The 24,741-nt window shown below is 58.2% G+C and carries 23 protein-coding genes and 1 riboswitch; of the genes, 12 read left to right on the top strand and 11 right to left on the bottom strand.

What is annotated here, in order from left to right; translation table 11 throughout:
* Positions 1-761 precede the first annotated feature (761 nt).
* The 3 genes from EO133_RS16265 (at position 762) to serA (ending at position 4,341) form a co-directional block, all read left to right on the top strand.
* Positions 762-1,346 (top strand): class I SAM-dependent methyltransferase, encoded by a 585-nt coding sequence (locus EO133_RS16265; RefSeq protein WP_127073713.1) that lies wholly within the window; start codon positions 762-764, stop codon positions 1,344-1,346.
* A 92-nt stretch (positions 1,347-1,438) separates the two neighbouring features.
* Complete coding sequence (locus EO133_RS16260; RefSeq protein WP_127073712.1) at positions 1,439-2,632, top strand: phosphoserine transaminase; 1,194 nt, start codon at positions 1,439-1,441, stop codon at positions 2,630-2,632.
* Positions 2,633-2,751: 119 nt separating this feature from the next.
* Positions 2,752-4,341, top strand: coding sequence for a phosphoglycerate dehydrogenase (gene serA / locus EO133_RS16255; protein WP_127073711.1), 1,590 nt, complete (start codon positions 2,752-2,754; stop codon positions 4,339-4,341).
* Between the two features lie 44 nt (positions 4,342-4,385).
* Here serA and EO133_RS16250 read toward each other — a convergent pair whose 3' ends face one another.
* Positions 4,386-4,739, bottom strand: a complete 354-nt coding sequence (locus EO133_RS16250; RefSeq protein ID WP_127073710.1) for a DUF6476 family protein — start codon at positions 4,737-4,739, stop codon at positions 4,386-4,388.
* Here EO133_RS16250 and EO133_RS16245 point away from each other — a divergent pair.
* The 3 genes from EO133_RS16245 (at position 4,738) to EO133_RS16235 (ending at position 8,168) form a co-directional block, all read left to right on the top strand.
* Positions 4,738-5,748 (top strand): RluA family pseudouridine synthase, encoded by a 1,011-nt coding sequence (locus EO133_RS16245; RefSeq protein WP_127073709.1) that lies wholly within the window; start codon positions 4,738-4,740, stop codon positions 5,746-5,748. The two genes, EO133_RS16250 and EO133_RS16245, sit on opposite strands and share 2 nt — an antisense overlap.
* A gap of 180 nt (positions 5,749-5,928) precedes the next feature.
* Positions 5,929-6,804, top strand: a complete 876-nt coding sequence (gene rpoH / locus EO133_RS16240) for an RNA polymerase sigma factor RpoH (protein ID WP_127073708.1) — start codon at positions 5,929-5,931, stop codon at positions 6,802-6,804.
* A gap of 68 nt (positions 6,805-6,872) precedes the next feature.
* Positions 6,873-8,168 (top strand): hemolysin family protein, encoded by a 1,296-nt coding sequence (locus EO133_RS16235; protein WP_127073707.1) that lies wholly within the window; start codon positions 6,873-6,875, stop codon positions 8,166-8,168.
* Here EO133_RS16235 and EO133_RS16230 read toward each other — a convergent pair.
* Positions 8,163-8,840, bottom strand: a complete 678-nt coding sequence (locus tag EO133_RS16230) for a thiamine diphosphokinase (protein WP_164735053.1) — start codon at positions 8,838-8,840, stop codon at positions 8,163-8,165. The two genes, EO133_RS16235 and EO133_RS16230, sit on opposite strands and share 6 nt — an antisense overlap.
* Positions 8,841-8,854: 14 nt before the next feature.
* A riboswitch (TPP riboswitch) is annotated at positions 8,855-8,951 on the top strand.
* Between the two features lie 110 nt (positions 8,952-9,061).
* Between EO133_RS16230 and thiB the strand changes: the two genes are divergently transcribed.
* Genes thiB through EO133_RS16215 form a run of 3 tightly spaced genes read left to right on the top strand, consistent with a single transcriptional unit; the run spans position 9,062 to position 12,300 of the window.
* Entirely contained in the window at positions 9,062-10,069 is a 1,008-nt protein-coding gene (thiB, locus tag EO133_RS16225; protein WP_127073705.1) for a thiamine ABC transporter substrate binding subunit, read from the top strand.
* Complete coding sequence (locus EO133_RS16220; RefSeq protein ID WP_127073704.1) at positions 10,041-11,681, top strand: ABC transporter permease family protein; 1,641 nt, start codon at positions 10,041-10,043, stop codon at positions 11,679-11,681. Before thiB ends, EO133_RS16220 begins: the two co-directional genes overlap by 29 nt.
* Positions 11,668-12,300 (top strand): ATP-binding cassette domain-containing protein, encoded by a 633-nt coding sequence (locus EO133_RS16215; RefSeq protein WP_127073703.1) that lies wholly within the window; start codon positions 11,668-11,670, stop codon positions 12,298-12,300. The genes EO133_RS16220 and EO133_RS16215 overlap by 14 nt, the downstream gene beginning before the upstream one ends.
* Positions 12,301-12,315: 15 nt before the next feature.
* Here EO133_RS16215 and EO133_RS16210 read toward each other — a convergent pair whose 3' ends face one another.
* Positions 12,316-14,583, bottom strand: a complete 2,268-nt coding sequence (locus EO133_RS16210) for a hypothetical protein (RefSeq protein WP_127073702.1) — start codon at positions 14,581-14,583, stop codon at positions 12,316-12,318.
* Between the two features lie 47 nt (positions 14,584-14,630).
* The gene (locus EO133_RS16205) at positions 14,631-15,920 is read right to left on the bottom strand and encodes an adenylosuccinate synthase (RefSeq protein WP_127073701.1); all 1,290 of its coding nucleotides are present in this window, start codon (positions 15,918-15,920) and stop codon (positions 14,631-14,633) included.
* A 218-nt stretch (positions 15,921-16,138) separates the two neighbouring features.
* Here EO133_RS16205 and EO133_RS16200 point away from each other — a divergent pair, with 218 nt between their 5' ends.
* The gene (locus tag EO133_RS16200; protein WP_127073700.1) at positions 16,139-17,116 is read left to right on the top strand and encodes a DMT family transporter; all 978 of its coding nucleotides are present in this window, start codon (positions 16,139-16,141) and stop codon (positions 17,114-17,116) included.
* A 27-nt stretch (positions 17,117-17,143) separates the two neighbouring features.
* Here the strand turns inward: EO133_RS16200 and EO133_RS16195 are convergent, their stop codons facing one another.
* Genes EO133_RS16195 through fliI form a run of 5 tightly spaced genes read right to left on the bottom strand, consistent with a single transcriptional unit; the run spans position 17,144 to position 21,313 of the window.
* The gene (locus EO133_RS16195; RefSeq protein ID WP_127073699.1) at positions 17,144-18,523 is read right to left on the bottom strand and encodes an L-serine ammonia-lyase; all 1,380 of its coding nucleotides are present in this window, start codon (positions 18,521-18,523) and stop codon (positions 17,144-17,146) included.
* Positions 18,524-18,582: 59 nt separating this feature from the next.
* The gene (locus EO133_RS16190) at positions 18,583-18,939 is read right to left on the bottom strand and encodes an MmcQ/YjbR family DNA-binding protein (RefSeq protein ID WP_127073698.1); all 357 of its coding nucleotides are present in this window, start codon (positions 18,937-18,939) and stop codon (positions 18,583-18,585) included.
* A complete protein-coding gene (locus EO133_RS16185; protein ID WP_127073697.1) occupies positions 18,936-19,493 on the bottom strand; it encodes an MAPEG family protein in 558 nt (185 codons plus the stop codon). The genes EO133_RS16190 and EO133_RS16185 overlap by 4 nt, the downstream gene beginning before the upstream one ends.
* A gap of 52 nt (positions 19,494-19,545) precedes the next feature.
* Positions 19,546-19,956 carry a flagellar export protein FliJ gene (gene fliJ / locus EO133_RS16180; RefSeq protein ID WP_127073696.1) on the bottom strand — a complete coding sequence of 137 codons (411 nt, stop codon included), beginning with the start codon at positions 19,954-19,956 and terminating at the stop codon, positions 19,546-19,548.
* 19 nt (positions 19,957-19,975) lie between these two features.
* Positions 19,976-21,313, bottom strand: coding sequence for a flagellar protein export ATPase FliI (fliI, locus tag EO133_RS16175; RefSeq protein WP_127073695.1), 1,338 nt, complete (start codon positions 21,311-21,313; stop codon positions 19,976-19,978).
* Between the two features lie 406 nt (positions 21,314-21,719).
* On the opposite strand from fliI, the gene ctrA reads away from it, so the two are divergent.
* Complete coding sequence (gene ctrA / locus EO133_RS16170) at positions 21,720-22,421, top strand: response regulator transcription factor CtrA (protein ID WP_127073694.1); 702 nt, start codon at positions 21,720-21,722, stop codon at positions 22,419-22,421.
* A gap of 68 nt (positions 22,422-22,489) precedes the next feature.
* On the opposite strand, the gene EO133_RS16165 is transcribed toward ctrA, so the two are convergent.
* Positions 22,490-23,263 carry a DUF2189 domain-containing protein gene (locus EO133_RS16165; RefSeq protein WP_127073693.1) on the bottom strand — a complete coding sequence of 258 codons (774 nt, stop codon included), beginning with the start codon at positions 23,261-23,263 and terminating at the stop codon, positions 22,490-22,492.
* A gap of 491 nt (positions 23,264-23,754) precedes the next feature.
* On the opposite strand from EO133_RS16165, the gene EO133_RS16160 reads away from it, so the two are divergent.
* Positions 23,755-24,297 (top strand): DUF2867 domain-containing protein, encoded by a 543-nt coding sequence (locus tag EO133_RS16160; RefSeq protein WP_127073692.1) that lies wholly within the window; start codon positions 23,755-23,757, stop codon positions 24,295-24,297.
* On the opposite strand, the gene EO133_RS16155 is transcribed toward EO133_RS16160, so the two are convergent.
* Complete coding sequence (locus EO133_RS16155; protein WP_127073691.1) at positions 24,282-24,641, bottom strand: response regulator; 360 nt, start codon at positions 24,639-24,641, stop codon at positions 24,282-24,284. The two genes, EO133_RS16160 and EO133_RS16155, sit on opposite strands and share 16 nt — an antisense overlap.
* Positions 24,642-24,741: the final 100 nt, after the last annotated feature.

Below are 24,741 nucleotides of genomic sequence, written 5' to 3'. Positions count from 1 at the left end.
GAGAGGCTTCACGCGATGTCGGCATACTCCTTGTTCAGCCATGTCAAAGCGCCCGACGGCCAGCGGCCTCGGTTGAGCGAGAGAGATGGACGGCATGGGGCGATGAGTGCTCCGCATACTGAAATTATTTTATGAAGCGATCATCGCCCCATGCGCTCGGGATTTGTGGCGTGGCGTCCGCTCGGGCTGGGGCCAATCCCCGCCGGGTTTCCCCGGTTACCACAGGCGTCCTGTGGCTGGCCTCGGTGACGTTCCGGCCTCCGCTGGGCGACCCCATCGGACCCGAACCAGCCTGGCAGACAAGACCAGAGTGCCCGGAGGCCAATGGGTTCCAGGCTCAAACCCAAGCTCCTCCCTTCTCCAATCTCACCCTCACCGGAAGCTCGTATGCATCCTCGTCCTCGGTGCGGCCGTGAGAGCAAGAATAAGTGCACTTGGAGAAGCGGGGATAAGTTTTTTGGCAATGCTTCTCTGTTTCGCCCGTGGGCTTGACCCGCGGGTCTGTGCCCCAAGCAAGCGCTGCAAAGAGAGATCCCCGGCTCAAGGCCGGGGACGATAACGGAGGGGATGGAGCAGGATGAGAGGCGCGAGGGCTCCGGCTAGAACGGAGAGAATGGGGCAAGAATCGATGCAAGAACCGATAGTGGCGCGCATACGTTGCATCGGGTTCCCCGATCATGCCGGGACATGCTTCGCCCGAGGTGACAATGGGACAGGAGGGCGACTATGGTGAAAACATCGCAAGTTAGTAAGGGAACGCAATGACCAATGAGACTCTGAGGTTCTATGCCGAGAATGCGCAAGAATATGTGAGCACCCCAAGCACGAATGTATGGCTTGATAGTTTTATCTCTTTAATGCCGTCGGGCGCGAGAGTTTTGGAGCTCGGTACAGGCAGCGGCTTTGACGCGAAAAGGATGCTCGACGCAGGGATCTTGGTTGATGCAACCGATGGTTCCGCGGAGCTTGCACAAGAAGCGGAAAAATTATTAGGATTCCCGGTTAGGGTCATGCTTTTTCACGAGCTTGATGCAGACCAGGCCTATGATGGCATATATGCGTGCGCCTCACTGTTGCATGCAAGGCGTGTACAGCTTCCCGAAATCGTTGGCCGTATCCATAAAGCGCTCAAGACGGATGGTTACGCCTGGGCCAGCTTCAAAGGCGGAGATGGAGAAGGTCATGACAAGTTTGGAAGGTATTACAATTACTTGAGCAGGGACGAGCTTTTGGACCTCTGGAACGGCAATGGCGCCTGGTCCAACATTGACATCCAGACTTGGCAGGGTAGCGGTTATGACGACATGCCGACACAATGGCACGCGATAACGGCGCAGAGGCAATAGTCGGCCTTGCCATTCCCTCCTCCTTCCTATAAACGCGTCGACGGGCCATCCCTCCCCAACGAGGGACGACCCATCTGCAAGGATGGAGCAACATGACAGATATTTCCCAAGCGGCTGGTGCCGCCAAGCCGGACGTGGTTCCGGCCAATCCCAATTTTTCTTCCGGTCCCTGTGCCAAGCGTCCCGGCTGGTCGCTTAACGCATTGCAGAACGCCCTTGTCGGTCGTTCGCATCGCGCCAAGCCGGCGAAAGCCCGCATCAAGCGCGCCATTGATCTCACCCGCGAACTTTTGCAAGTGCCTGACGATTACCTGATCGGCATCGTGCCGGCCTCCGATACCGGCGCGGTAGAAATGGCGATGTGGGGCATGTTGGGCGCGCGCGGCGTCGATATGCTGGCCTGGGAATCGTTCGGTTCGGGCTGGGTCACGGACGTGCAAAAGCAACTCAAACTCGACGATGTGCGGGTTTTGAAGGCCGGATATGGCGAACTGCCCGATCTCACCCAGGTCGATTTTACCCGCGATGTTGTGTTCACCTGGAACGGTACGACCTCAGGCGTGCGTGTGCCGGATGCGAACTGGATCCCGGCGGATCGCGAAGGGCTGACCATTTGCGATGCCACCTCTTCGGCCTTTGCGCAGGACATGGATTTTGCCAAGCTCGATGTCGTGACCTTTTCCTGGCAGAAGGTTCTGGGCGGGGAAGCGGCGCACGGTATTCTGATCCTTTCCCCCCGCGCAGTGGAGCGGCTCGAAACCTTTACTCCCGACAATCGCCCGATGCCGAAAATCTTCCGCCTGACCAAGGGCGGCAAGCTGATGGCCGACGTTTTTGAAGGTGCGACCATCAATACCGTTTCCATGCTCTGCGTCGAAGACGCTGTGGATGCGATGGAATGGGGGCTTTCGGTCGGCGGTCTCAAGGGCCTGCAGGCCCGTGCCGATGCCAATGAAAAGGCAATTGCCGATTGGGTGGCAAAAACCGATTGGATCGATTTCCTCTGTGCGGACCCAAAGCTGCGCTCCAACACTTCGGTGTGCCTGAAAATCGTCGATCCGGAAGTAACCGCGCTCGATGACGACGCGCAGGCCAAGCTGGCCAAGGCGCTGGTTGCCCGGCTCGACAAGGAAGGCGTGGCCTACGATATCGGGGGCTATCGCGACGCACCCACCGGCTTGCGTATCTGGTGCGGTTCGACGGTGGAAACAGCAGACCTCAAAGCGCTGACGCCGTGGCTGGACTGGGCTTTTGCCGAGGAAAAGAAGGCGGCACTGGCGGCTTAGGTCGGCGTCCGCACCCCTCATCCGACCCGGCTTCGCCGACCCACCTTCTCCCTCAAGGGGAGAAGGGAAACGGGCTCCGAGGCCGCCGTCACAGACATATTCATTTCATGGAGGCCAAGATGGCCAAGGTACTGGTTTCAGACAAGCTCAGCCCCACGGCTGTTCAGATTTTCAAGGATAACGGGGTTGAGGTCGATTACCTGCCCGATCTGGGCAAGGATAAGGACAAGCTGCTCGAAGTGATCGGGCAGTATGACGGGCTGGCGATCCGCTCGGCGACAAAAGTGACTGAAAAGATTCTCGCGGCGGCGACGAACCTGAAGGTGATCGGGCGGGCTGGCATCGGGGTCGACAATGTCGATATTCCGGCGGCGACCGCCAAGGGTATCATTGTGATGAACACGCCTTTCGGCAACTCGATCACTACGGCAGAACATGCGATTTCGCTGATGCTGGCGCTGGCGCGGCAGATTCCCGAGGCCGACGCCTCAACCCGTGCGTCCAAGTGGGAAAAGAACCGCTTCATGGGCGTTGAAGTGACCAACAAGACGCTGGGACTGATCGGGGCGGGCAATATCGGTTCGATCGTTGCCGACCGCGCGCTGGGGCTGAAGATGAAGGTCGTGGCTTACGATCCGTTCCTCACGCCCGAACGCGCTATCGATCTGGGGATCGAGAAGGTGGAACTGGACGATCTTCTGGCGCGGGCCGATTTCATTACGCTCCATACCCCGCTGATCGATGCAACGCGCAATATCCTCAATGCCGAAGCCTTCAAGAAGATGAAGGACGGGGTGCGGGTTATCAATTGCGCGCGTGGCGGGTTGATCGACGAGGCGGCACTGAAAGACGCGCTGGAATCGGGCAAGGTCGCGGGCGCTGCGCTGGATGTGTTTCTCGAAGAGCCAGCCAAGGAAAACCCGCTTTTTAACATGCCGAACGTGATCTGCACGCCCCATCTGGGTGCCTCGACCACCGAGGCGCAGGAAAATGTCGCATTGCAGGTCGCCGAGCAGATTTCGGCCTATCTCAATACCGGCGAAGTCATCAATGCGCTCAACTTCCCCTCGATTTCGGCGGAAGAAGCGCCTAAGCTGACCCCGTTTGTGAAACTAGCGGAAATGCTGGGATCGTTTGCCGGCCAATTGACCGAAACCGCGATCAAGGGCATCCGAATCGAGTTCGAGGGCGATGTCGCCGAGCTGAATACCAAGCCGATGGTGGCCGCGGCGCTCAACGGGGTGTTGAAGCCATTGCTGGGCGATGTGAACATGGTTTCAGCCCCGGTTCTGGCCAAGGATCGTGGCATTGCGGTTGAAACGGTCAATCGCGAGCAGCATGGCGCCTATGACAACTATATCCGGCTCACCGTGATTACCGAGCGGCAGGAGCGGGGCGTTGCAGGGACCGTGTTTTCGGGCGGCAATCCACGGATCATTCAGGTCAAGGGGATCAATCTGGAGGCCGAACTCACGCCAAACATGCTCTATATCACCAATGAGGACAAACCGGGATTTATCGGACGGCTGGGCACGCTTTTGGGTACGCTCGACATCAATATCGCCAACTTCAACCTGGGCCGTCTGGAGCAGGGCAAGGATGCGATCGCGCTTTTGTCGATCGACAGTGTGCTGAGCGATGGACAGCTCGATGAGATAGCAGCGCTTGAAGGCGTTGTGCAGGCCAAAAGCCTGCGTTTCAACGTTTAGAGTAGAATGTGAAGCGGCCAGCCCATAAAGGGCTGGCCGTTCGCTTATTGTGCGAGGATGGCGATTTCGTTGATAAGTTCGCCGGTCTGCCCGTCAAAGAGGCGAATGGCGGTATCCCCGCCGGTCGCATAGGTAACGGTGACGATGCCATCGGCGACTTGGCTGGAAATGACGGTTGCGCCTGCGGGCAGGGCGATGGACTGGGCAGCGTAACGGGTGTCGATATCGGACCCCATTGAAGAGAGCCGATAGACAACAACCAAAGCAATGGTCATAAAGCCGATCAGCATAATCAAAACGGAAAACCCGGCGCGGCGGCGCGCCTTGGCCATGATCTTGAGCGCCTCTTCGCTATAGGGCTGCTCGGCGTTCTGGCTGTTGGGTTCAGGATGAGACATGGCCCAGGGTCCGATCAAAGATAATGAGCATAGTGTGCAGGTTTCCGAGGAAGGGGCCGGCACACGGCTCGATGCGTTTCTTGCCGCCGTCTTTCCAGCCTTTTCGCGCAACAGAATCAAGGATCTGATCCTTTCTGGCGCGGTCACGGTGGATGGGGCGACACTCGATGTGCCCAAATATCGTGTCCGGGCCGCCGAGTCCATCACACTTGAGGCGCCCGAGCCGGTTGAGGCCGAGCCCGAAGGCCAGAATATCGCGCTCGACATCTTGTATGAAGACGAACACCTTATCGTCATCAACAAGCCCGCCGGGATGGTGGTGCATCCAGCGCCTGGCAATGAGGATGGTACGCTGGTCAATGCGCTGATCCACCATTGCGGGGAATCGCTGCGCGGGATCGGGGGCGTCAAACGGCCAGGGATTGTGCACCGGCTCGATAAAGATACTTCGGGCGTGATGGTCGCTGCCAAGACCGAAGAGGCTCATAACGGGCTGGCGGCGCAATTTGCCGATCATGGCCGGACAGGCCCGCTCGAACGCGCCTATCGGGCGCTGGTCTGGGGGATTCCAAATCCACTATTGGGAACAATCGAAACGCTGATCGGGCGCGATCCGCACAACAGGTTCAAGCAGGCGGTGATCGGACGTGACGGGCGGGAGGCGATAACCCATTACAAGGTGACGGACCGGTATGGCGATGAGGGCTGGTCGGTAGCGCAGGTGCGGTGCGAACTGGAAACAGGGCGCACACATCAGATCCGCGTCCATATGACCCATACCGGTCATCCGCTTTTGGGCGATCCGCTTTATGGAAGCGGTTTTGCAACAAAGGTCAACAAATTGCCCGACGATCTCAAGGCGGGTGTAACCAGGCTCGGCAGGCAGGCGCTCCATGCCGCAATCCTTGGCTTTGCGCACCCGGTAACGGGCGAGACCTTGCGGTTCGAGGCGGATCTGCCGGCCGATCTTGCCGCGCTTGTCGATCGACTGTCCGATCATGCAACATAATCGCAATGTTCGCGTTTGATACTTAACACGACTGAAAAATCACCGGCCGGGGGTGCAATGCGCAATTTCCGACCTATATTAATCGCCACTGTCGTGAGATCAGCCAAATAGCAGGTGATCCGCGGCATGGTTTGCTGGCACTAGATTGCCAGTGAGCCCGCTGCCAAAGGGGGTGCTCAAATGGCCCAATCAAATGTGCCTGTGCTCAGTTCAGAAGACGGACTGAATCGCTATCTGCAGGAAATCCGCAAGTTTCCGATGCTTGACCCGGATGAAGAATTCATGCTGGCCAAGCGCTATAAGGAGCACGCAGACCCCGAGGCTGCGCAAAGGCTCATCACATCGCATTTGCGTCTGGTTGCCAAGATCGCCATGGGCTATCGCGGCTATGGTCTGCCGATTTCCGAAGTCATTTCGGAAGGCAATGTGGGTCTGATGCAGGCGGTAAAGCGTTTCGAGCCCGACAAGGGATTCCGGCTGGCTACCTATGCCATGTGGTGGATCCGCGCCTCGATTCAGGAATATGTGCTGCGCTCATGGTCGCTGGTCAAGATTGGCACCACAGCCGCGCAAAAGCGCCTGTTTTTCAATCTCCGCCGGATCAAGGGCCAGATCGCCGCGCTTGAGGACGGCAACCTGCATCCTGACCAGATCAAGCAGATCGCGACTACGCTCAACGTTACCGAGGATGACGTGGTTTCGATGAACCAGCGTCTGACCGGCGATGCCTCGCTCAATGCGCCCATGCGGGCCGATGAGGGGGCGAGCCAGTGGCAGGACTGGCTGATCGACGATACGCCCGATCAGGAAGAAGTTCTTGGCGCCAGCCAGGAATATGACGAGCGTATGGGGTTGCTTGAAAACGCGATGGATGTGCTCAACGAGCGCGAGCGGGCGATTTTCAAGGCACGACGGCTGCAGGAAAGTCCGATGACGCTGGAAGAACTGGCGCAAGAATACGATGTTTCGCGCGAGCGTATTCGCCAGATCGAGGTGCGGGCTTTTGAAAAAGTGCAGGATGCCGTGAAAGAAGCAGCGAAGGCGCAGCCGGTATAGGTGATACGTTCTGTCGAATGGGGGCCGGGGCGGTGATTTCATGTCAACCATAATGGGCGCACCGGCTCGTGGTTGAACTGGCGATTCTGCTTGGGCTTTTTCTGCTCAATGGCGTTTTTGCCATGTCGGAAATTGCTATCGTATCGTCGCGCAAATCACGATTGCGCAGTCTTGTTGTACAGGGGCGCCCCGGTGCGGCCCGCGCATTGCAACTCGCCGAAGAACCGGGGCGTTTCCTATCCACCGTCCAGATCGGCATAACGCTGATCGGGATTGTTGCCGGTGTTTTTTCCGGTGCGACATTGGGCGGAGCGCTTGGGCAATGGCTGGCCCAAGTCGGCTTGCCTGCACCCCTGGCATCTGCGCTTGGTTATGGCGGCATCGTTGCGCTCGTCACCTATTTCTCGGTGGTCGTGGGCGAGTTGGTGCCCAAGCAATTGGCCTTGCGCAATGCGGAGGCGATTTCCTGCACGGTGGCGCCTGGGATGTATTTTCTGTCCATTGCCGCGGCTCCGCTGGTCTGGTTGCTGGATAATTCAACAAAACTGATCTTCCGTCTCATGGGGCAGAGGGAAGTGGCCGAAGAAGTGGTGACTGAAGAAGAGATCAAGGCGCTTGTGGCTGAGGCCGCGGCGATGGGGGTGATCGAACGCGATGAAAAGCGCATGATTGCCGGTGTGTTGCAACTTTCAGACAGCGTGGCACGCAATATCATGACGCCGCGGGTCGATGTGGAAGCGCTTTCACTGCAGGCCGACCCGAAAACGATCAGGAGCATATTGACGCAAACCCGGCACACACGATTGCCGGTATCGGATGGCGATGCGGACAATATCATCGGGGTTATTGTGATCCGCGAATGCCTTGCCGGTGAGATGCCCGATAGTGAAGCCCGCTTGCGAGAATTTGTGCGCAAGGTGCCGACTATCCCCGAATCGATGGGCGCGCTCGACGTCCTTGCGATGCTGCGGCAATCCGAACAGCCCATAGCGCTGGTTATGGATGAATATGGCCATTTGGAAGGCGTGGTGACGCCCTCGGATCTGCTTGAAGCGATTGCCGGGGTCTTTCGCTCGGACATGGATATTGAGGCCCATCATCATGCAGTTCAGCGCGAGGATGGCTCATGGCTGTTGTCGGGCACGCTTTCTGCCCATGCCATGAGCGACCTTCTGGATATAAGCCTGCCACCCAAGCGGGACTATCAGACCGTCGCGGGCTTTCTGATCGAGATCTTCGGACGGCTGCCCCAGACAGGTGAATCTATCAATGCGCTGGGCTGGCGGTTTGAAATCGTCGATATGGATGGCAGGCGGATCGACAAGGTGCTGGCCAGCCGCGCCGATACCGACGAGGCTTTATAGAAGTCTTGGCAGCAGGCTTCGCTCAAGGATTAGAAGCCACGGACTTTGCTTTCCCGGCGCCACCGAAATCTCAATCTCGTCGGCAATCGAGGCGTTGGATGTTCCGATGAACCTGCCCTGTTCCATAACCAGCCCGTCAAGCGGATAGGCGAGACCTCGGGAGCCCGAAAATTGCGTGCGACCGAGGGGATAGATCGATACGCGCTGGTCGACACCGACTCGGAGGCGTATTGAACCGGAAACGCCGAGCGCGAGATCGTGTTCGTCGATGAGGATGATGCGCCGTTCTTCGGCATAACGGGCGATGGCGTGCAGGGCAGCCAGCGTATGATCGAAACGCCCGCCCGTCATGCCGACTGCCAGCGTTACCGGCGCGCGGGTCGAATAGAGGCATTTCTCAAAATCGGTGGTTTGCTGTTCGGCCAGCGCAACGATCCGGGTGTGTGGGCCAAAGCCCTTTGGATCGGCCACCGAATCCATATCGCCTATGACCGCATCGGGCACCAGCCCGGCGGCGACAATCGCATCAGCGCCGCTATCGGCACCGACGATCCCTACGGCCCTCGGTGCCAGTTCGGAGAGCAGGCGCGGGGCGAACGCGCTCCCGCCCACGACAAGCAGAGGTCCATCGAAAGTGAGCGGGGGGAATGGCTCTTGCACTGGGGTTGGCACAGATATAGTGTCGCCTCGTCTCGCTGGGGTGTTCCGGTGTTCCGGAGCTGAGAAAAACCCATTGAACCTGAACCAGGTCATGCTGGCGGAGGAAGTTCGAGATGGCAAGAGGGCGCCGACCGCCCAAAATGCCATTAGACACAATTCTCTTGTCCAAAATTGACCGCAACGAATGGCTGCATGGTTCTTATCGAGCCTGCGCGCAAGAAAGGACGATCGGGATGAACCGATTTTTCACTGCAAGCCTGTGTGCGGTTGCCTTGGGAGCTGTTGCTGTCCAAGCCCAAGCGCAGGAAAATCCAACGCTCACTATCTATACCTATGATGCATTTGCCGCCAGTTGGGGACCCGGCCCGGCGCTCAAAGAGGGTTTTGAGGCGCAATGTGATTGTGAGGTCAATTTCGTTGCCACCGACTCCTCGATAGGGGCGTTGCGCCGCGCTCAACTGGAGGGAGACGATACCAGCGCCGATATCATTTTAGGACTCGATACGGCCACCGTGGGCGAGGCCATGGCGACAGGACTTTTTGTCGAGCATGGGTTGGAATTTGAAGGGCTGGACCTGCCGCTCGACTGGACCGATGCGGTATTCGCGCCGGTCGACTACGGCTATTTCGCCTTTGTCTATAACAGCGAAATCGTGGACAATCCGCCTGCCAGTTTCGAGGAACTGGCCGCGATGCCTGACGATTTCAAGATCGTCATTCAGGACCCGCGTGCTTCAACGCCGGGGTTGGGGCTGGTGCTGTGGATCAAGGCGGCCTATGGGGATGGCGCCATCGATATCTGGCGCGGGATTGCTCCCAATGTGCTGACCGTCACCAATGGCTGGTCGGAATCCTACGACCTGTTCCTGTCCGGGGAGGCCGATATGGTGCTCTCCTATACGACCTCGCCAGCCTATCACCTGATTGCCGAGGATGACGACCGGTTTGCTGCCGCGCGTTTCGATGAGGGGCATTACACCCAGATCGAAGTGGCCGGTATCCTGAGCGCAAGCGAGAACCAAGACCTTGCACGGGACTTTCTGGCCTATCTGGTAAGTCCGCAAGCGCAGGCCGTAATCCCGGAAACCAACTGGATGTATCCGGTGGTCGAACCTGAGGGCGGATTGCATGAGGGCTTTGCCCAGATGATCGATCCCGATCCGGCACTGCTGCTTGACAGCGACGCGGTGACGCAAAACACAAGAGCGTGGATTGAAGAAGCCTTCTCAGCCCTTCGCTGATCTTTCGCGTACCGGGCTGCCAGATTTGCGCTGGCGGCCCGGTCGCGTTCTGGCCGGGTTTTTCATCGCCCTTTGTATCGCGCTGTTGATCGGCGCATTACTGGCTGCGCTGACATTTGCCGGTCGCAGCTTTGCCACAACAGGCAGTACGGTCGCCGATATCGGCCATCTTGTCCGCATGTCCGCGATACAGGCAGGCACCTCCACCCTGCTGTCGCTGATTGTCGGGGTTGTGCTGGCCTGGTCGCTGGATCGGCTGCGGTTTTTCGGGCGCGGACTGATCGTTGGACTTTTATCCTCGGCGCTGGTTTTGCCTTCGCTGGTGGTTGTCTCGGGTCTGATCGCGATCTGGGGGCGCGTGGGTTGGGCCAACCTTGTGCTTGCGCCATTCGGGATATCGACCGGGGCCTCGATCTATGGATTCTGGGGCATTGTGGCCGCGCATGTGCTGCTCAATGGTGCATTTGCCGCGCGAGTGCTGCTTGACCGGCTCGAAGCGATACCGCCCGAAAAGCTCAAGCTGGGGCGCAGTCTGGGGCTATCGACGGTACAGCGGTTCAAGATTATCGATCTGCCTGCAATCCTGAGTTCGATACCCGGTATCGGTGCGACGATATTCCTTTTGTGCTTCACCAGCTTTGCAATCGTGCTGGTGCTGGGCGGTGGCCCTGCCAACCAGACGCTTGAGGTTGCCATCTATGAGGCGGTGCGGCTCGATTTCGATCTTGGGGCGGCGGTGCGGCTGGCGCTGGTGCAGCTTGTCGTTTGCGCAGCGATCATCATACCGGCGAGCACGCTGACCCCCGCAGCCAATCTTTTCGGGCGGCGTTCGGAACTGCACTGGCCGGAAGGTATGCTCGTTTCCGCTGTTCAGACAGTGTTGCTGATCGGCTTGCTGGCCTGTTTCTGTGCGCCCTTGCTGGCGGTGCTGCTGCGCGGATCGGGGACGGCGATGGCGAGCCTTTTTGGTCAAGCCAGTTTCTGGCAGGCGGCCGGGACAAGCCTTTGGATCGGGCTCGCGAGCGCCGCTGTTTCGCTGGGGCTGGCAATCGGGCTCGGCATGGCGCGCAGCCTGCAGAGACGCAACAGCCCGGCGCGCATGATCCTGGGGGTTCCCGTCTTTACCTATCTTGCCGTTCCAGCGGTTGTGCTCTCGCTGGGTTTTTTCCTGCTCGCGCGTTTTGTCGGGGTCGGGCCGGCACAGGCAGCTCCGCTGGTTCTGGTTATCGCCAATGCGTTGCTATCGTTGCCCTTTGTCTTTGCAACGCTAAGCCCGCCGCTCGAGGCACTGGCAGCGCGTCACACGAAACTGATCCGCTCGCTGGGGCTTTCCGGGCTGGCGCAATGGCGCTGGGTGGAGTGGCCACTGCTGGGGCGCCCCATGGGCTATGCCTTTGCGGTGGCCTTCGTCTTTTCTCTGGGGGATCTGGGTGTGATCTCCCTTTTCGGCACGTCGGATTTTTCCACGCTGCCCTGGCTGATGTATCGGGCGTTTGGCGCCTACCGGACCAATGACGCCGAGGCGATCGCCGCGGTGATGCTGATTGTTGCTGTTGTGGCTTTTGTTGTCATTCCCAGAATATTTGAGTTTTTGACCCATGCTCGTGATTGAAAACCTGAAATACCGCCATGAGCGCGGCGAAATGGACTACCGGTTCGATCTGGAGATCGAACGGGGCAAGATCGCCGGGCTGACAGGACCGAGCGGGGCAGGCAAATCGACGCTGCTCGATCTGATCGCGGGATTTTTGCCGCCGGACTCAGGCGATGTCGTTCTCGATGGGCGGTCGATCATTGGACTGGCACCGGAGAACAGGCCGGTTTCGATCCTGTTTCAAGCCGACAACCTGTTCGATCACCTTTCCGCTGGGGCCAATGTGGCGCTGGGTATTTCCAGCAAAGCGCGCGCCGACAGCCCGGAGGTCGAAAAAGCGCTTGCCGATATGGGCCTGAGCGGGCTTTCCAAACGGCAGGCGGCGAATCTCTCTGGCGGGCAAAAACAAAGGGTGGCGCTGGCGCGCACATTGCTGCGCAACAAACCGGTCTTGCTGCTCGATGAACCTTTCACCGGTCTCGATGAGGAAACGGCTCACGCCATGCGCGCGATTATCAGGGAGATTGTCGCCCGACAGGGCTGGTACGCCATTCTGGTGTCTCACGACAAGGAAGATATCGCCGCGCTGGCCCAGAACCATTACCGGTTGGAAAACGGGCGCAGCCATAAAGTGTGATGCGCCCGCGTCTGTTTATTCGGCGGCGGCCTCGTCGGGCTGGCTTTCGGCATCGAGCGCGGACCAGGCGTCCATGACATCGGTGAAGATCGCATTGCCTTCATCGCCCTTTTCGAGGGTCATGATGGCGCGGCGGCCAGTGCCATAAACCATTGCCAGATCGAGCCATTCGCGGTTGCGCAACAGGTTTTCGTTGGCAACGACATCCTGCGGGCTGGCGCTCGAAAGCGCAAAGAGGAACGAATTGCCCACAATCCGGGCCGAAGCGCCGGTCAAAGGCTGGCCCTGCACGAGTTCTTCATCCTTGAGCAGAACACCGGGCAGGTTGGCGATCGAACCACCGACAAAGGACTCAGCGACGTTGAAGGTCACTTCCATCAAATGGCTTGCCGGCAGGTTCGTATCGGCATTGCGTCGAAGCAATACGCGTACATCGAGATTGCGCGCCGGAATTGTCGCCGATCCGATAATGGTGGGGTGTCCCAATTCATCGGTGCCGCGCGACCATTCAACCGAACCCGAATAGGGTACCGCACCTGCCGCTCCGCTGGCCTGCTCCTCAAGCAGCAGGGATTGAATGCCGGTTGTCGCAACTTCTGCCGCAGGATCGTCACCGGGCGCAGGCTCGCCGTTGGTGGCCACGCCGTTATCGGATGGCAGGCGATCCTCGTCGGCCGGCAAGCGGTCTTCCGGACCAAGCTCGGCTGCACCATCGGGCTCGACAAACGGCATTTCTTCGCCAGACATGGCGGCTCCGTTGACGCCCTCGACCGGGGTGGACGGCTCTTCGGTCGCAGGTTCCTGCGGCTCGGGGTCGTCGCTCAACTCGGCAACCTGCTGTGCGGGGTCGGACTGAGCAAAAACCGTATCGAGATCGATGTAACCTTCGCGCCACGCGAAATAGCCGCCGATGCCGCCACCAGCCAGAAGAAGGACGGCAATGAGCAAAAAGACTGTCACGGCGCTAAAGCCGCCACCGGAACGATCCTCTGTCGCGGGCTCTACGGTTTCATCGGACGCATTGGCTGGTTGCGTGCCGGTGGAAAAGGGGTCTAGCGTGCCCGCGGGCTGAGCCGTCTCATCGGTGGCTGGCGCGATGTCCTCACTGGCTTCGCCGCGCGCTTCACGGTCGAGCGCGGCAATGGCACGGTCTATGGCGATCTGGGGATCGGCATTGGCCATATAGTCCTGGGGGGCTTGCGGCTCCACATCGACTTCACGCACACTCGACATGGCTTCGCCGAACCGATCTTCGGTGGCCGGCTCGTCGTGAGCATGGCTGGAGAGTGGCTTGCCGTGAATATCCACGAGCGGAGACATGGGGCGCGGGGCCGCATCGGCACTCGAAATGATCAAGCCAGCGGAAGCGTGTTGAGGCGATTGTTCTGTGCGGTCGGCCTTGGGGTCGAGCGCAACCACATTATCGAGCCGGGCACCCTCGCTTGCGGCTGTCGCCTCACGCTGGGCCTGCGCGATGATGTCTTCAATCGAACCGGGGGCAGGCGCCTGAGTTTCCCCGCTGGGATCAAAGACCGGATCTGCATCCGCGCTCTGGACATCATTGTCCTGAAGCGGAAAGGAGTCGGTCTCGCCGAAAAGCGGGATCGCACCAGAAGCGGCGTCTTTCTCCGCTTCGTCGACCGCAGTGCCAGGTTCCTCGTCGATGACAGGTTCTTCAAAAGCCGGTTCCGGCGTTTCGGACGACTGTTCCGGTTCGGCATCATTGCCGAAATCGGGTTCGATCGGCTGATCCGACTGTGGAGAAACCGCAAATACGTCGTCGCTTGTCTCCTGGTCGGGGGATGCGTCCGCAACAGGCTCAAAGTCGGGTTCGGGTTCGGGTTCAGCCGCAGCCTCATCGACCGTTTCCTCGGTTGCCAGTTCAGGCTCGTCCGCTGCCGGGGGTGCGTCCTCAAGAACAGGCTCTTGCTCGAAATCTTCAGCAGGCTCATCTATGCGCGGCTGTTCCGCTTCCGGCGCTGCTTCGGGTTCGGGCTGAACCGGGGCGGGTTCGACTTCCTGCTCCTCGGCTTCCACATGCTCTTCGGCCTGTTTGAGACGGCCAAGCAGGCGGTCGGTCGCTTCCTGTTCGACCTGACGAATGCAATCTTCAAGATTGAGACGATGCTGGGTGATCTCGCGCGCCGGCAAGGGCGGCTCAACAGCGCGCAATTGTGCGACAAGAGCACTGCGTGCTTTTTCATAAACCGCCCGGCGATTGGCACCGGTATTGTCCGGCAGGGCATCAATCGCCTTGCGCAAGAGTTCGCGATAATCGGCCATTACCTACTCAACATTCACTTTCTGCCGATGTTTTCTAACAAAATTTATCAGTCTTGGAACGGGTCTTGCACCAAAATTGTGTCTTCCCGTTCGGGACTTGTCGACAAGAGGGCGACCGGCGCGCCGATCAGTTCTTCAATGTGGCGCACATATTTAACCGCTTGCGCGGGCAGTTCGGCCCAGCTTCGCGCACCGGCGGTCGTATCCTTCCAGCCTTCCAGTGTTTCATAGATCGGCTTGACTCGACTTTGTGCTCCCATTGAGGCAGGCAAGTAATCAATTTTCTTGCCGTCGAGTTCATAGCCCACACAGACCTTGATTTCATCCATGCCATCGAGAACATCGAGTTTGGTCAAGGCAATACCGTGAATGCCCGAAGTTCTGACAGTCTGGCGCACAATCACCGCATCGAACCAGCCGCAGCGGCGCTTGCGGCCAGTGACCACGCCAAATTCTCGGCCCTTTTCACCTAGGAACTGACCAATCTCATTGTCCTGCTCGGTTGGGAAGGGGCCTTCGCCCACGCGGGTGGTATAGGCTTTGGTGATGCCAAGCACGTAATCGATGGCGGCAGGACCAAGGCCGGAGCCCGGCGCTGCCTGTCCAGCAACGGTGTTGGAGGATGTCACAAACGGATAGGTGCCGTGATCGTTGTCGAGCAGGGCGCCCTGTGCGCCTTCAAACAAAATCCGCTGGCCCTTCTTGCGGCGCTCGTCGAGCAACTCCCAGACGCGATCGATGAACGGCACGATCTTGTCGGCAACGCTCATCAACTCGTTGTGGATCGCATTGGGATCGATCTCGACCGCGCCCATGCCGCGACGCAGCGCGTTGTGGTGGGAGAGCAACCGTTCGATCTTTGCCATGAGCGTATCGGGTTCGGTCAGATCGATGACGCGAATGGCGCGGCGACCGACCTTATCCTCATAGGCAGGGCCGATACCGCGTCGGGTGGTGCCGATCTTCAGGCCCGAGTTCGAATCCTCGCGCAGCGCGTCGAGTTCGCGGTGTAGCGAGAGGATCAGAGGCGCGTTTTCGGCGATGCGCAGCACGTCGGGGGTAATGGAGATTCCCTGGCCCGCCAGTTTTTCGACTTCCGCGACGAAGTGGTGAGGATCAACGACAACGCCATTGCCGATAACCGAGAACTTGCCGCGTACCAGCCCCGAAGGCAGCAAAGAAAGCTTGTAGCTTACGCCATCGATAACCAGCGTATGGCCTGCATTGTGCCCGCCCTGATAGCGCACGACGGCATCGGCGCGTTCCGAAAGCCAATCAACGATCTTGCCTTTGCCTTCATCGCCCCATTGCGAGCCGACCACTACAACATTCGCCATTTTTCGCCCGGTATCCCTTCAGCTCATGGGTTTGATCCCCGTTTGCAACATTTTGGGTTTCAAACGGGGCTCGATATGCTTTAGAGCAGATCATCTCCTACGGAAACAGACGTCCTGCCCTAAGCCGTTGTTTTGTCGTGTTTCCAGAGCGAAAAGGTGATGCTCACCTTCTTGCGGAAACGTTCTATGTCCGGGTTCTATAAAGTACAAGGTCGATTATGACAAAGCGCAACGCCACTTCGAGCAAGAGAATTGACGTTTTTGCCCTGATAATGGGCCAGTCCTATCTGCTTTTGGTGCTCGCGCAGCTTTCATGGGCGGGCAATATCGTTTCGGGCAAGATGGCAGTGGGCGAAATCGACGCCTTTGCGCTTTCGGCAGTGCGCTGGTGCCTGGCGCTTGCGATTCTGGTTCCCTTTGCGTTGCCCTATGTACGCCGGGATTGGGAGGAGATCAAAAAAGGCTGGTACTGGCTGTTCATCTATGGCGGGCTGGGCTTTGCAACCTTCAACATCCTGATTTATGGCGCCGCCAATTTCACTTCGGCGGTTAACGTGTCGATGGAACAGGCGGCGGTGCCGGTTCTGGTGATGGTGGGCAATTTCGTTGTCTTTCGGGTGCGGGCGACACTGCTGCACATTATAGGGGTGGTGCTGACGATCTATGGGGTCGTGCATGTGGCGACCCATGGCGAGCCGGGCCGGATCCTGGGTCTGGACGTCAATATCGGGGATGGCATGGTGCTGCTAGCCTGCGCGTGCTACGCGGCCTATTCGCTGATGCTGCGGTTCCGTCCGGCCATTCACTGGATAAGTTTTCTGTTCTGTACCACCGCTGCCGCTGCTTTCATGGCGCTTTTTTACCAGTTCGTCTTTGGCGGTGGGCCAGTCGCATTCGTCGAGGAGCTGATTCAAACCTCGCTCAACGGCTGGGCGATCGTGCTCTATGTCGCAATCTTTCCCTCGATCGTGGCCCAGCTCTGTTATGCGCGCGGGGTGGAGTTGATCGGGCCGAACCGGGCCAGCCTGTTCATCAACCTGCTGCCGGTTCTTGGCGCTGCGCTATCGGTCATGCTTGTGGGCGAGAGCCTCGAGCTTTTCCATTATGTGGCAGCGATCTTCATTATCGGCGGGATCGTTCTGGCCGAATATGCGGCGCGGCGGCGGCTTAATCGTAGTTTGAAGCCTCCGGTTTAGAGCCGTTCAGGTTTTGCAGGACACGCTCTAGCAATCGGGCACTGCAACGCTCAGCCCGCCAAGCGAGGTTTCCTTGTAGCGCTCGTCCATGTCCTTGCCGGTCTGGCGCATGGTTTCGATACAAGCGTCGAGCGGCACGATGTGGCTGCCATCGCCGTGCATTGCGAGCGAGGCAGCGGCAACAGCCTTGACGGCGCCGAGCCCGTTACGCTCGATACAGGGCACCTGCACCAGCCCCTTGATCGGATCGCAGGTCATGCCGAGATGGTGTTCAAGCGCGATTTCGGCGGCATTTTCGATCTGGGCGTTGGTGCCGCCAAGTGCTGCGCAAAGGGCGGCGGCGGCCATTGCCGAGGCTGAGCCGACTTCGGCCTGGCAACCGGCTTCGGCGCCGGAAATCGAGGCATTGTATTTGATGAGCCCGCCAATGGCAGCGCCTGTCAAAAGCATGTCGGGGATTTTGTCTTCGGATGCGCCGGGCACGTGATCGAGATAATAGCGCAGGATGGCCGGAAAGACACCGGCAGCGCCATTGGTCGGCGCGGTGACGACTTGTCCGCCCGCCGCATTTTCCTCGTTGACGGCCATCGCATAGGCCGAGAGCCAATCGATTGCCGAATGGAGCGGGACGGCGTTTTGTCCCGCCGACGTGGAAAGGTCCTTGTAAATCTTGGCCGCGCGGCGCTTGACATGCAGGCCGCCGGGCAACTCGCCCTCGGCTTTAAGGCCGCGCTCGATACAGGCGTTCATGACGTCCCAGATGCCCATGAGGCGGGAGGAAAACGCTGCGCCATCGAGACGCGCACATTCGTTGGCGCGCTTCATATCCGCGATGGAGAGATTGGCCGCGGCGCCCATCTCCAGCATTTGCCGGGCGGTGGCAAAGGGGTAGGGAACGTCATCGGCTGGCGTTGCCGGCATGTCGCCAGCATCGATCTCGCCTTGCGTTTTGACGAAGCCGCCACCGATAGAAAAATAGGCCTGCTCGTGGACGATAGCGCCTGAAGCGTCGGAAAGGGTAAAGCGCATGCCGTTCGGGTGCGCGTCGAGCCGGGCTTTCTTTTCCAGCACGAGATCGGCCTGCGGGTCGAGCGCTATGCGCCAGCCATTGCCGGGATTGATGAAGGGCTTTTCCCGAAGTGCTGCGATGGCTGCTTCGGCCTCTTGCTTGTCATAGTTTGCAGGCGCAAAGCCAAGGCAGCCGGCCAGCACCGCGTCGAGCGTGCCGTGACCGACGCCAGTATAGGCAAGCGAGCCGTAAAGGGTGCAGGTCAGCCGCGTGTCAGGCAGGGGCGAAAGCCCCTTAACGTCGTCAAGAAAACGGGCAGCCGCAAGCATTGGTCCCATCGTATGGGACGAGGATGGGCCGACACTGACCTTAAATACATCAAAGACTGAAACGAACACGGTTCCCCTCCGGCCGAAAACGAAAAGGAATAGAACAATATTGCGCGCGTCAAGCGGATTTATCGCGTCTTGTTCTCAGTATCAGGCATGTCATAGGCTTTTATGTGGCGTTTAAGGGCGTTTTCGCGCCAAATCATTTCAAAATGGTGGGCGAACCATTGCCGGTCCAGGCGCTCCATACGGGCGAGGATATAGGGATAGCCGCGATAGTGATCGGTTATGAAAAAGGTGTCGGGGTCGGCTTGGAGCAGCAAATCGCGTTCGTCGATTCCGAGGCAGCGCAGCGCGAGAATGCCGGGTTCGCGTTCGCGCATGAGAAATTTGCTGCCCACCTTGATCGAGGGCGTGCCATGGGTAACGAAATCGGTCGTGCCGGGAAACTTCAGGGCAATGGTGCGGACTTCATCGAAATTCATCGTGCCCAATGCTCAACATAGAGCCCCCAAAAGGTGCCGACCATGGCAGCGATGAGCAAAAGCGCACCAGGCAGAAGCGTCAGACCCATGCCAAAGGCGCGAGCGCCCGCCCCATGTGGATAGCCTTTGTAAAACAGATAGCGGCCAATGCCGAACAGGATGACCGAGATGGGGACAAGAGCCAGCCCGTCGCCTTCCATGATGGCCGCATAGGCAAAAAAGGCACCGCAGGTTAGAACACATTGCTCAAGCGTATTTTGCAGGAACGCGACCTTGATCGCGAGCCTGTCGCTGGGTGGTCCCGCGGCCGCGCCGCCGATGTCCTCTGGTGACTGACGGCGCCCGACCGATACCATGCCTATTGCGATCAATAGCCAGATCAGGACGAAGGCGGAACCTTGCGCGGCAAGGGCGAGCCGATGGGACGTCTGAAACGGAAACAGGTGGAAAAGGGGCAGAATGAAATAGGCAAGCGCAAACGCTATGAGCGTCACCCCCAGCGCGGCGGAGGTGCGCCAGCGGATTGCTATTTCTTCCTTGCGCATATCGACCATGGTCAGAGCATAGTCGAGTCAGGCCGGGATGGCCAAGATGGGATCGCCAGCATCAGCGCCGGTAGCGTATGCGTCCGAGTTCGTCGAATTCGGATTGTTCCTGCTTGGCGATTTCGGCTTGCTCGCGGGCCTGTTCGCGCTGATCGAGCAGTTCGACCTTCTTGAGTTCTTCTATCGCTTCAGCCAGATCATCCTGCGCGGCTTCGAGTTTTTCGCGCATGTCGTTGGCGGAATTCAACAGATTGTCCCGGCGCGTCATCGCAGCCTTGGCGAAAGTCGAATAGGCAAAGTGTGCCATGTCGGAAATGCCGGTTTTCTGATGCTCGATTTCGATCTGCTGATCGAGTTCGGCTGCCATGCGCTGGAAATCGGCAACCATGGCCTCGATCTGCATGACTTGCCGGCGCTTCTCGTCCACCTGGAACTTCTTGAGCCGGATCAAACTTGCACTTTTCGACTTCATGACTTGCACTCCTTACACATCAAGTCGTCGTATTGCCCGCACCCGCTGTCTCCAGAATCGCTGCGAGAAGGTTGTACCCGTCGGCGATTGAGGTTCGCTCGCGCCCGTCCTGGCTCAAAAACGCCTCCAGTGCGGGGTTGAGCGCGATAGCGCGATCAACTTTGGGATCCGATCCTTTCCGGTATGCCCCCAGCCGGATCAGTTCCTCCATGTCGGCAAAAACCGACATCAGTTCACGAGCCTTGCTTAATGTGGGCCGGAAATCGTCCGGAACGCAATTGGGCATGGTACGTGAAACGGAGCGAAGCACATTGACCGCCGGAAACCGTCCGCGTTCGGCAATGGCCCGTTCCATTACGATGTGCCCATCGAGAATACCGCGCACGGCATCGGCAATGGGCTCATTGTGATCATCACCTTCCACTAAAACGGTAAATAGACCGGTAACAGAACCAGAATCTTTTAATCCAGGGCCCGCGCGCTCAAGCAATCGGGGCAATTCGGTGAAAACGGTAGGCGGATAGCCCTTTGCGGTCGGCGGTTCACCGGTCGCCAGCCCGATTTCGCGCTGGGCCATGGCAAATCGGGTCAGCGAATCCATCATGCAAAGGACGCGCTGGCCCTTGTCACGGAAATATTCTGCCAAGGTAAGAGTCAAGAAAGCAGCCTGCCGGCGCATCAATGCCGACTCGTCGGACGTTGCGACCACAACAATGGCGCGTTTCATACCCTCCTCACCGAGATACTCGGAGATGAATTCCTGGACCTCGCGTCCCCGTTCACCGATCAGGCCGATAATTGCCACATCCACATCTGTGTTGCGGGCCAACATGCTCATCAGAACGGACTTGCCGACGCCCGATCCCGCAAAAATCCCCATGCGTTGGCCTTCACAGCATGTTGTGAAGGTGTTGAGCACCCTGACACCGAGATCGATCGGGTCGCCGACGCGGGCCCGTTCATGGGCGGGAAGGGGCGTATTGCGCAGGCCATAAGGGGCTGCGCCGCGCATAAGCGGGGGGGCGCCATCGATGGGTTGGCCTTCGGCATCGATAACGCGACCAAGCCAGCTCAGGTCGGGATAGACCGCGCCGTCATGGCCGGCAAAGACCGCCTTGCAGCCAAGCCTAACACCTTCGACCGGGCCGAAAGGCAGGCACAGTGCCAGGCCGTCCCGAAACCCGATGATTTCGCATGGCAGGGTCTCACCGGACTGGGACTCGATAAAGACACGGCCACCAACCCGTAGTTCACGCACGGGGCCAACGACTTCGATGAGCAGTCCCTGGACGGTTTTGACGCGACCAAAGACTTCGATTTCATCGATTGATTCGATGTCGGAGATGAGTGACTGCACCCTTGTTTTCCCCTGCCGGTTTGAGCGATTCGGTCCGCATTTACGCTTTATTGGTAACCTATCCTTAATCTGAACGCGATAATGCGCATGTTTGAGCAAAATTTTTCTCGGCTCGCCCGAGTTGCGTCTTTTCCCGGCATGGTTGGCAGTTCAATGAGTCGCGAGAGTCCTTTGTAGGGCTTTCTTAAGGCTTTGCATTAAGAAAATTCTGTCCATTTTTTCGTTGTAAATCAATAGTTTAATGCTTGTTTATGTTAATTTCGCTTGCATATTGCCCGACTGAATTAAACTTTGTTAACTAATTCTCGATAGGTTCGAATCATGCCCAGTAGGGTTTGGTTAAGGGTGACGAGACATCGGCGTCCACCCGGGTCCAGCAGGGGCCTAGTAGGCTAAGGGGATTGGCATGCGTGTACTCTTGATAGAGGACGACAGCGCGACAGCGCAGAGCATCGAGTTGATGCTCAAATCCGAGAATTTCAATGCGTACACTACCGACCTCGGCGAGGAAGGTGTGGATCTTGGAAAACTCTATGATTACGATATCATTTTGCTGGACCTCAATCTGCCGGATATGAGCGGGTATGAAGTGCTCCGCACGCTTCGCGTTGCAAAAGTGCAGACCCCTATTCTCATTCTGTCCGGCCTTGCAGGGATCGAAGACAAGGTGCGGGGCCTCGGCTTCGGCGCCGACGATTATATGACAAAGCCGTTCCACAAGGACGAACTTGTCGCCAGAATTCATGCGATTGTCCGCCGCTCGAAAGGCCACGCGCAATCGGTTATCACGACCGGCGATCTTACGGTCAACCTGGATACCAAGACCGTGGAAGTGGGCGGCCAGCGCGTTCACCTGACCGGTAAGGAATACCAGATGCTTGAGCTGCTTAGCTTGCGCAAGGGCACCACGCTCACCAAGGAAATGTTCCTCAACCACCTTTATGGTGGTATGGACGAACCCGAACTCAAGATCATCGACGTGTTCATCTGCAAGCTGCGCAAGAAGCTTTCTGTGGCAACTGCAGGCAAGAACTATATCGAAACCGTCTGGGGCCGTGGCTACGTGCTGCGCGAACCCGACGAGACCGAAATGGCCGAAAGCGCCTGATCAGCCGCTTTCAGCATCGCTGAATAAGCAAAACCCGCTAGCCTCGTGCCAGCGGGTTTTTTGCATGCTTATGCAACCGTCTTTCGATAAAGATGCCAAGTGGCATGGCCCAATATGGGCAGGACGATTGCAAGCCCGACAAAAAACGGGATCGAGCCAAGCAACAGGAGCGCGGCGACGACAATCCCCCAACCTATGAATTGGGCCGGGCTCGTCATAACAGCGCGCAACGAAATGCCAATTGCACGGCCTGCACCGCCACCGCGATCGACAAGATAAGGGAAGGCGATAACCGTTGTGGCCAGGACAAAAAGCGCAAAGCACAGACCGATCAGGTTGCCCCACATAAGCAAACCCCAGCCACGCGAGGTGGTCAGCGTTTCCTGAATCAGCGCGGTGAGCGTGGTGGGGGCATCGACCCGGAAATAATGTTGATAGAGCGCGCCGGCAGCCAGCAACCAGCCAACAAAGCAGGCAACCAGCAGCAGCGCGACAAGTAAAATGGATTTGAGAGCCGGGGAGCGCAAAACCTTGAAGGCATGGCGAGGGTGATCGTCGAGCCCCTGTTCGCGCCGGCGGCTGATTTCATAAAGGCCGATAGCAGCGATAGGACCAAGCAGGGCGAAGCCTGTTGCAAGCGGATAGAGCAGGGCAAAGAGTTCTCCACCCGATGTCCAGACCGCCAGAATAATGCCGACAATCGGATAGATCAGAACGAGAAAGATGTAGTGAGAAGGGCGGGCCCAGAAATCGGCCGCACCCTTCTTCAAGGCGTCGGCGATGTCGGCAAAGGTAATGGGTCGCACCTGATCGGCAGATTTAGGGGTGGATTTGGTGCTCATGGTCGTGCTCACAGGTGCCTCCCGAGACGTTTTGCCTGGAGCCGTTCAAGGTTTTCGCGAAACGCTGAACGATCTCCAAGTCCTTGTTTCAGAGCGCTTCTACCCTTGGCAATTCGCTCGGCCCGGAGCGAAACCGATTCCTGAAATCGTGTTCCGTTTCCCCGCGCGTCTGGAAGCACTCCAGCGGGAGCCTGACCTGTCCGGCGGCCAGGTCGGGCCGGTTTATTCAAGTCAACGAGCAGTATAGTCCAATTTGAAACGCTATTCATCGGGGATCACGGCTTTTTGCAGGTCGAGGTCAGGGCCCTTGCGACATTATGCGCTAGGTCCTGAACTATTGGCTGCGGACTCAATGGCTTGTGCCGGGCGTTAACAATCGCCGGCCGCGATCTCAGACCTTGTCCGGGGGCTGCGACATTGAGACATGGTGCACTTTTCAAGTGTAGCAATAGGATCAGGAGAATTGAAAAAAGTGAGCCGGAGCCCTGCTGGTGGCCAGATCATTTTATTACCCGCAAAGTGGCGCCTTGATGCACCACTATCAGGAAGGCGACTTTCTCGATCATCAGATTGCCAGATGCCCCGACCCAACCCTGTCGGCGGCGGATTTGGCCATCATGACGGTTTTTGCCATGCCCCGCTGGGTGATGGTTCTTCTTGGTGTGCGCAATATGCTGGTGCGCCCATTCGGTCTGAAGACCGGGGACGAGCATGGATTTGCACCGCCGACGCGCGAGGACATCATGTCCGGGCGCTACGAGGGCATGTTCGCGGTGGAATATGTCAGTGACGAGGAAGTCACTTTCGGCACCGATGACTGGCATGTCGATTTTCGCGTGTCCGTGCTCAGGACCCGCAATCCTGCCAATCATGTTGCTGTCAGCACATGGGTGCATCCGCACAATCTGTTCGGGCGGATGTACCTGTTCCTTGTCTATCCGTTCCACAAGCTGATCGTGTGGCGGATGCTCTCAAACCTTAAGGATACCCCGCAAAAAGTACGACAGGGGCATGTCAGTCATACAAAGGGCTGAAACTTTTCTTCCAGCATCGCCTGATCGAACGGCTTGAGCATATGATCGTTAGCCCCGGCCTTGCGGGCCATGGCGATCTGGCCGATGTCACGCTCGGTTGTGCAGAACACGACCTTGGGCTTATCGCCGCCATTGTAACCGCGTAGAGCCTTGAGAAATTCGATCCCGCTCATGATCGGCATTTGCCAGTCAAGGAATATGACGTCCGGCATTTCGCGCGCGCATTTGTCGATGGCTTCCTGTCCATCTTCGGCTTCATCGACAATGAAGTCCATATCTTCAAGTATCCGGCGTGCAACCTTTCGGATCACGCTCGAATCATCGACGATCAAACACGACTTCATGGCTTTGCTCCCCAAAATACGGCCATGCGCAAAGAACGGGGACTTAGTGCCCGCTTCTTCTGCAAAAAAGTGTAAACCGTAATGGTTAGCGAAACGCTTA

The sequence above is a fragment of the Pelagibacterium lentulum genome (assembly GCF_003992625.1).
Classification (GTDB): Bacteria; Pseudomonadota; Alphaproteobacteria; order Rhizobiales; family Devosiaceae; genus Pelagibacterium; species Pelagibacterium lentulum.
Note: the sequence above shows the minus strand (reverse complement) of the source record. Positions and strands in the feature narration are given on the sequence as shown.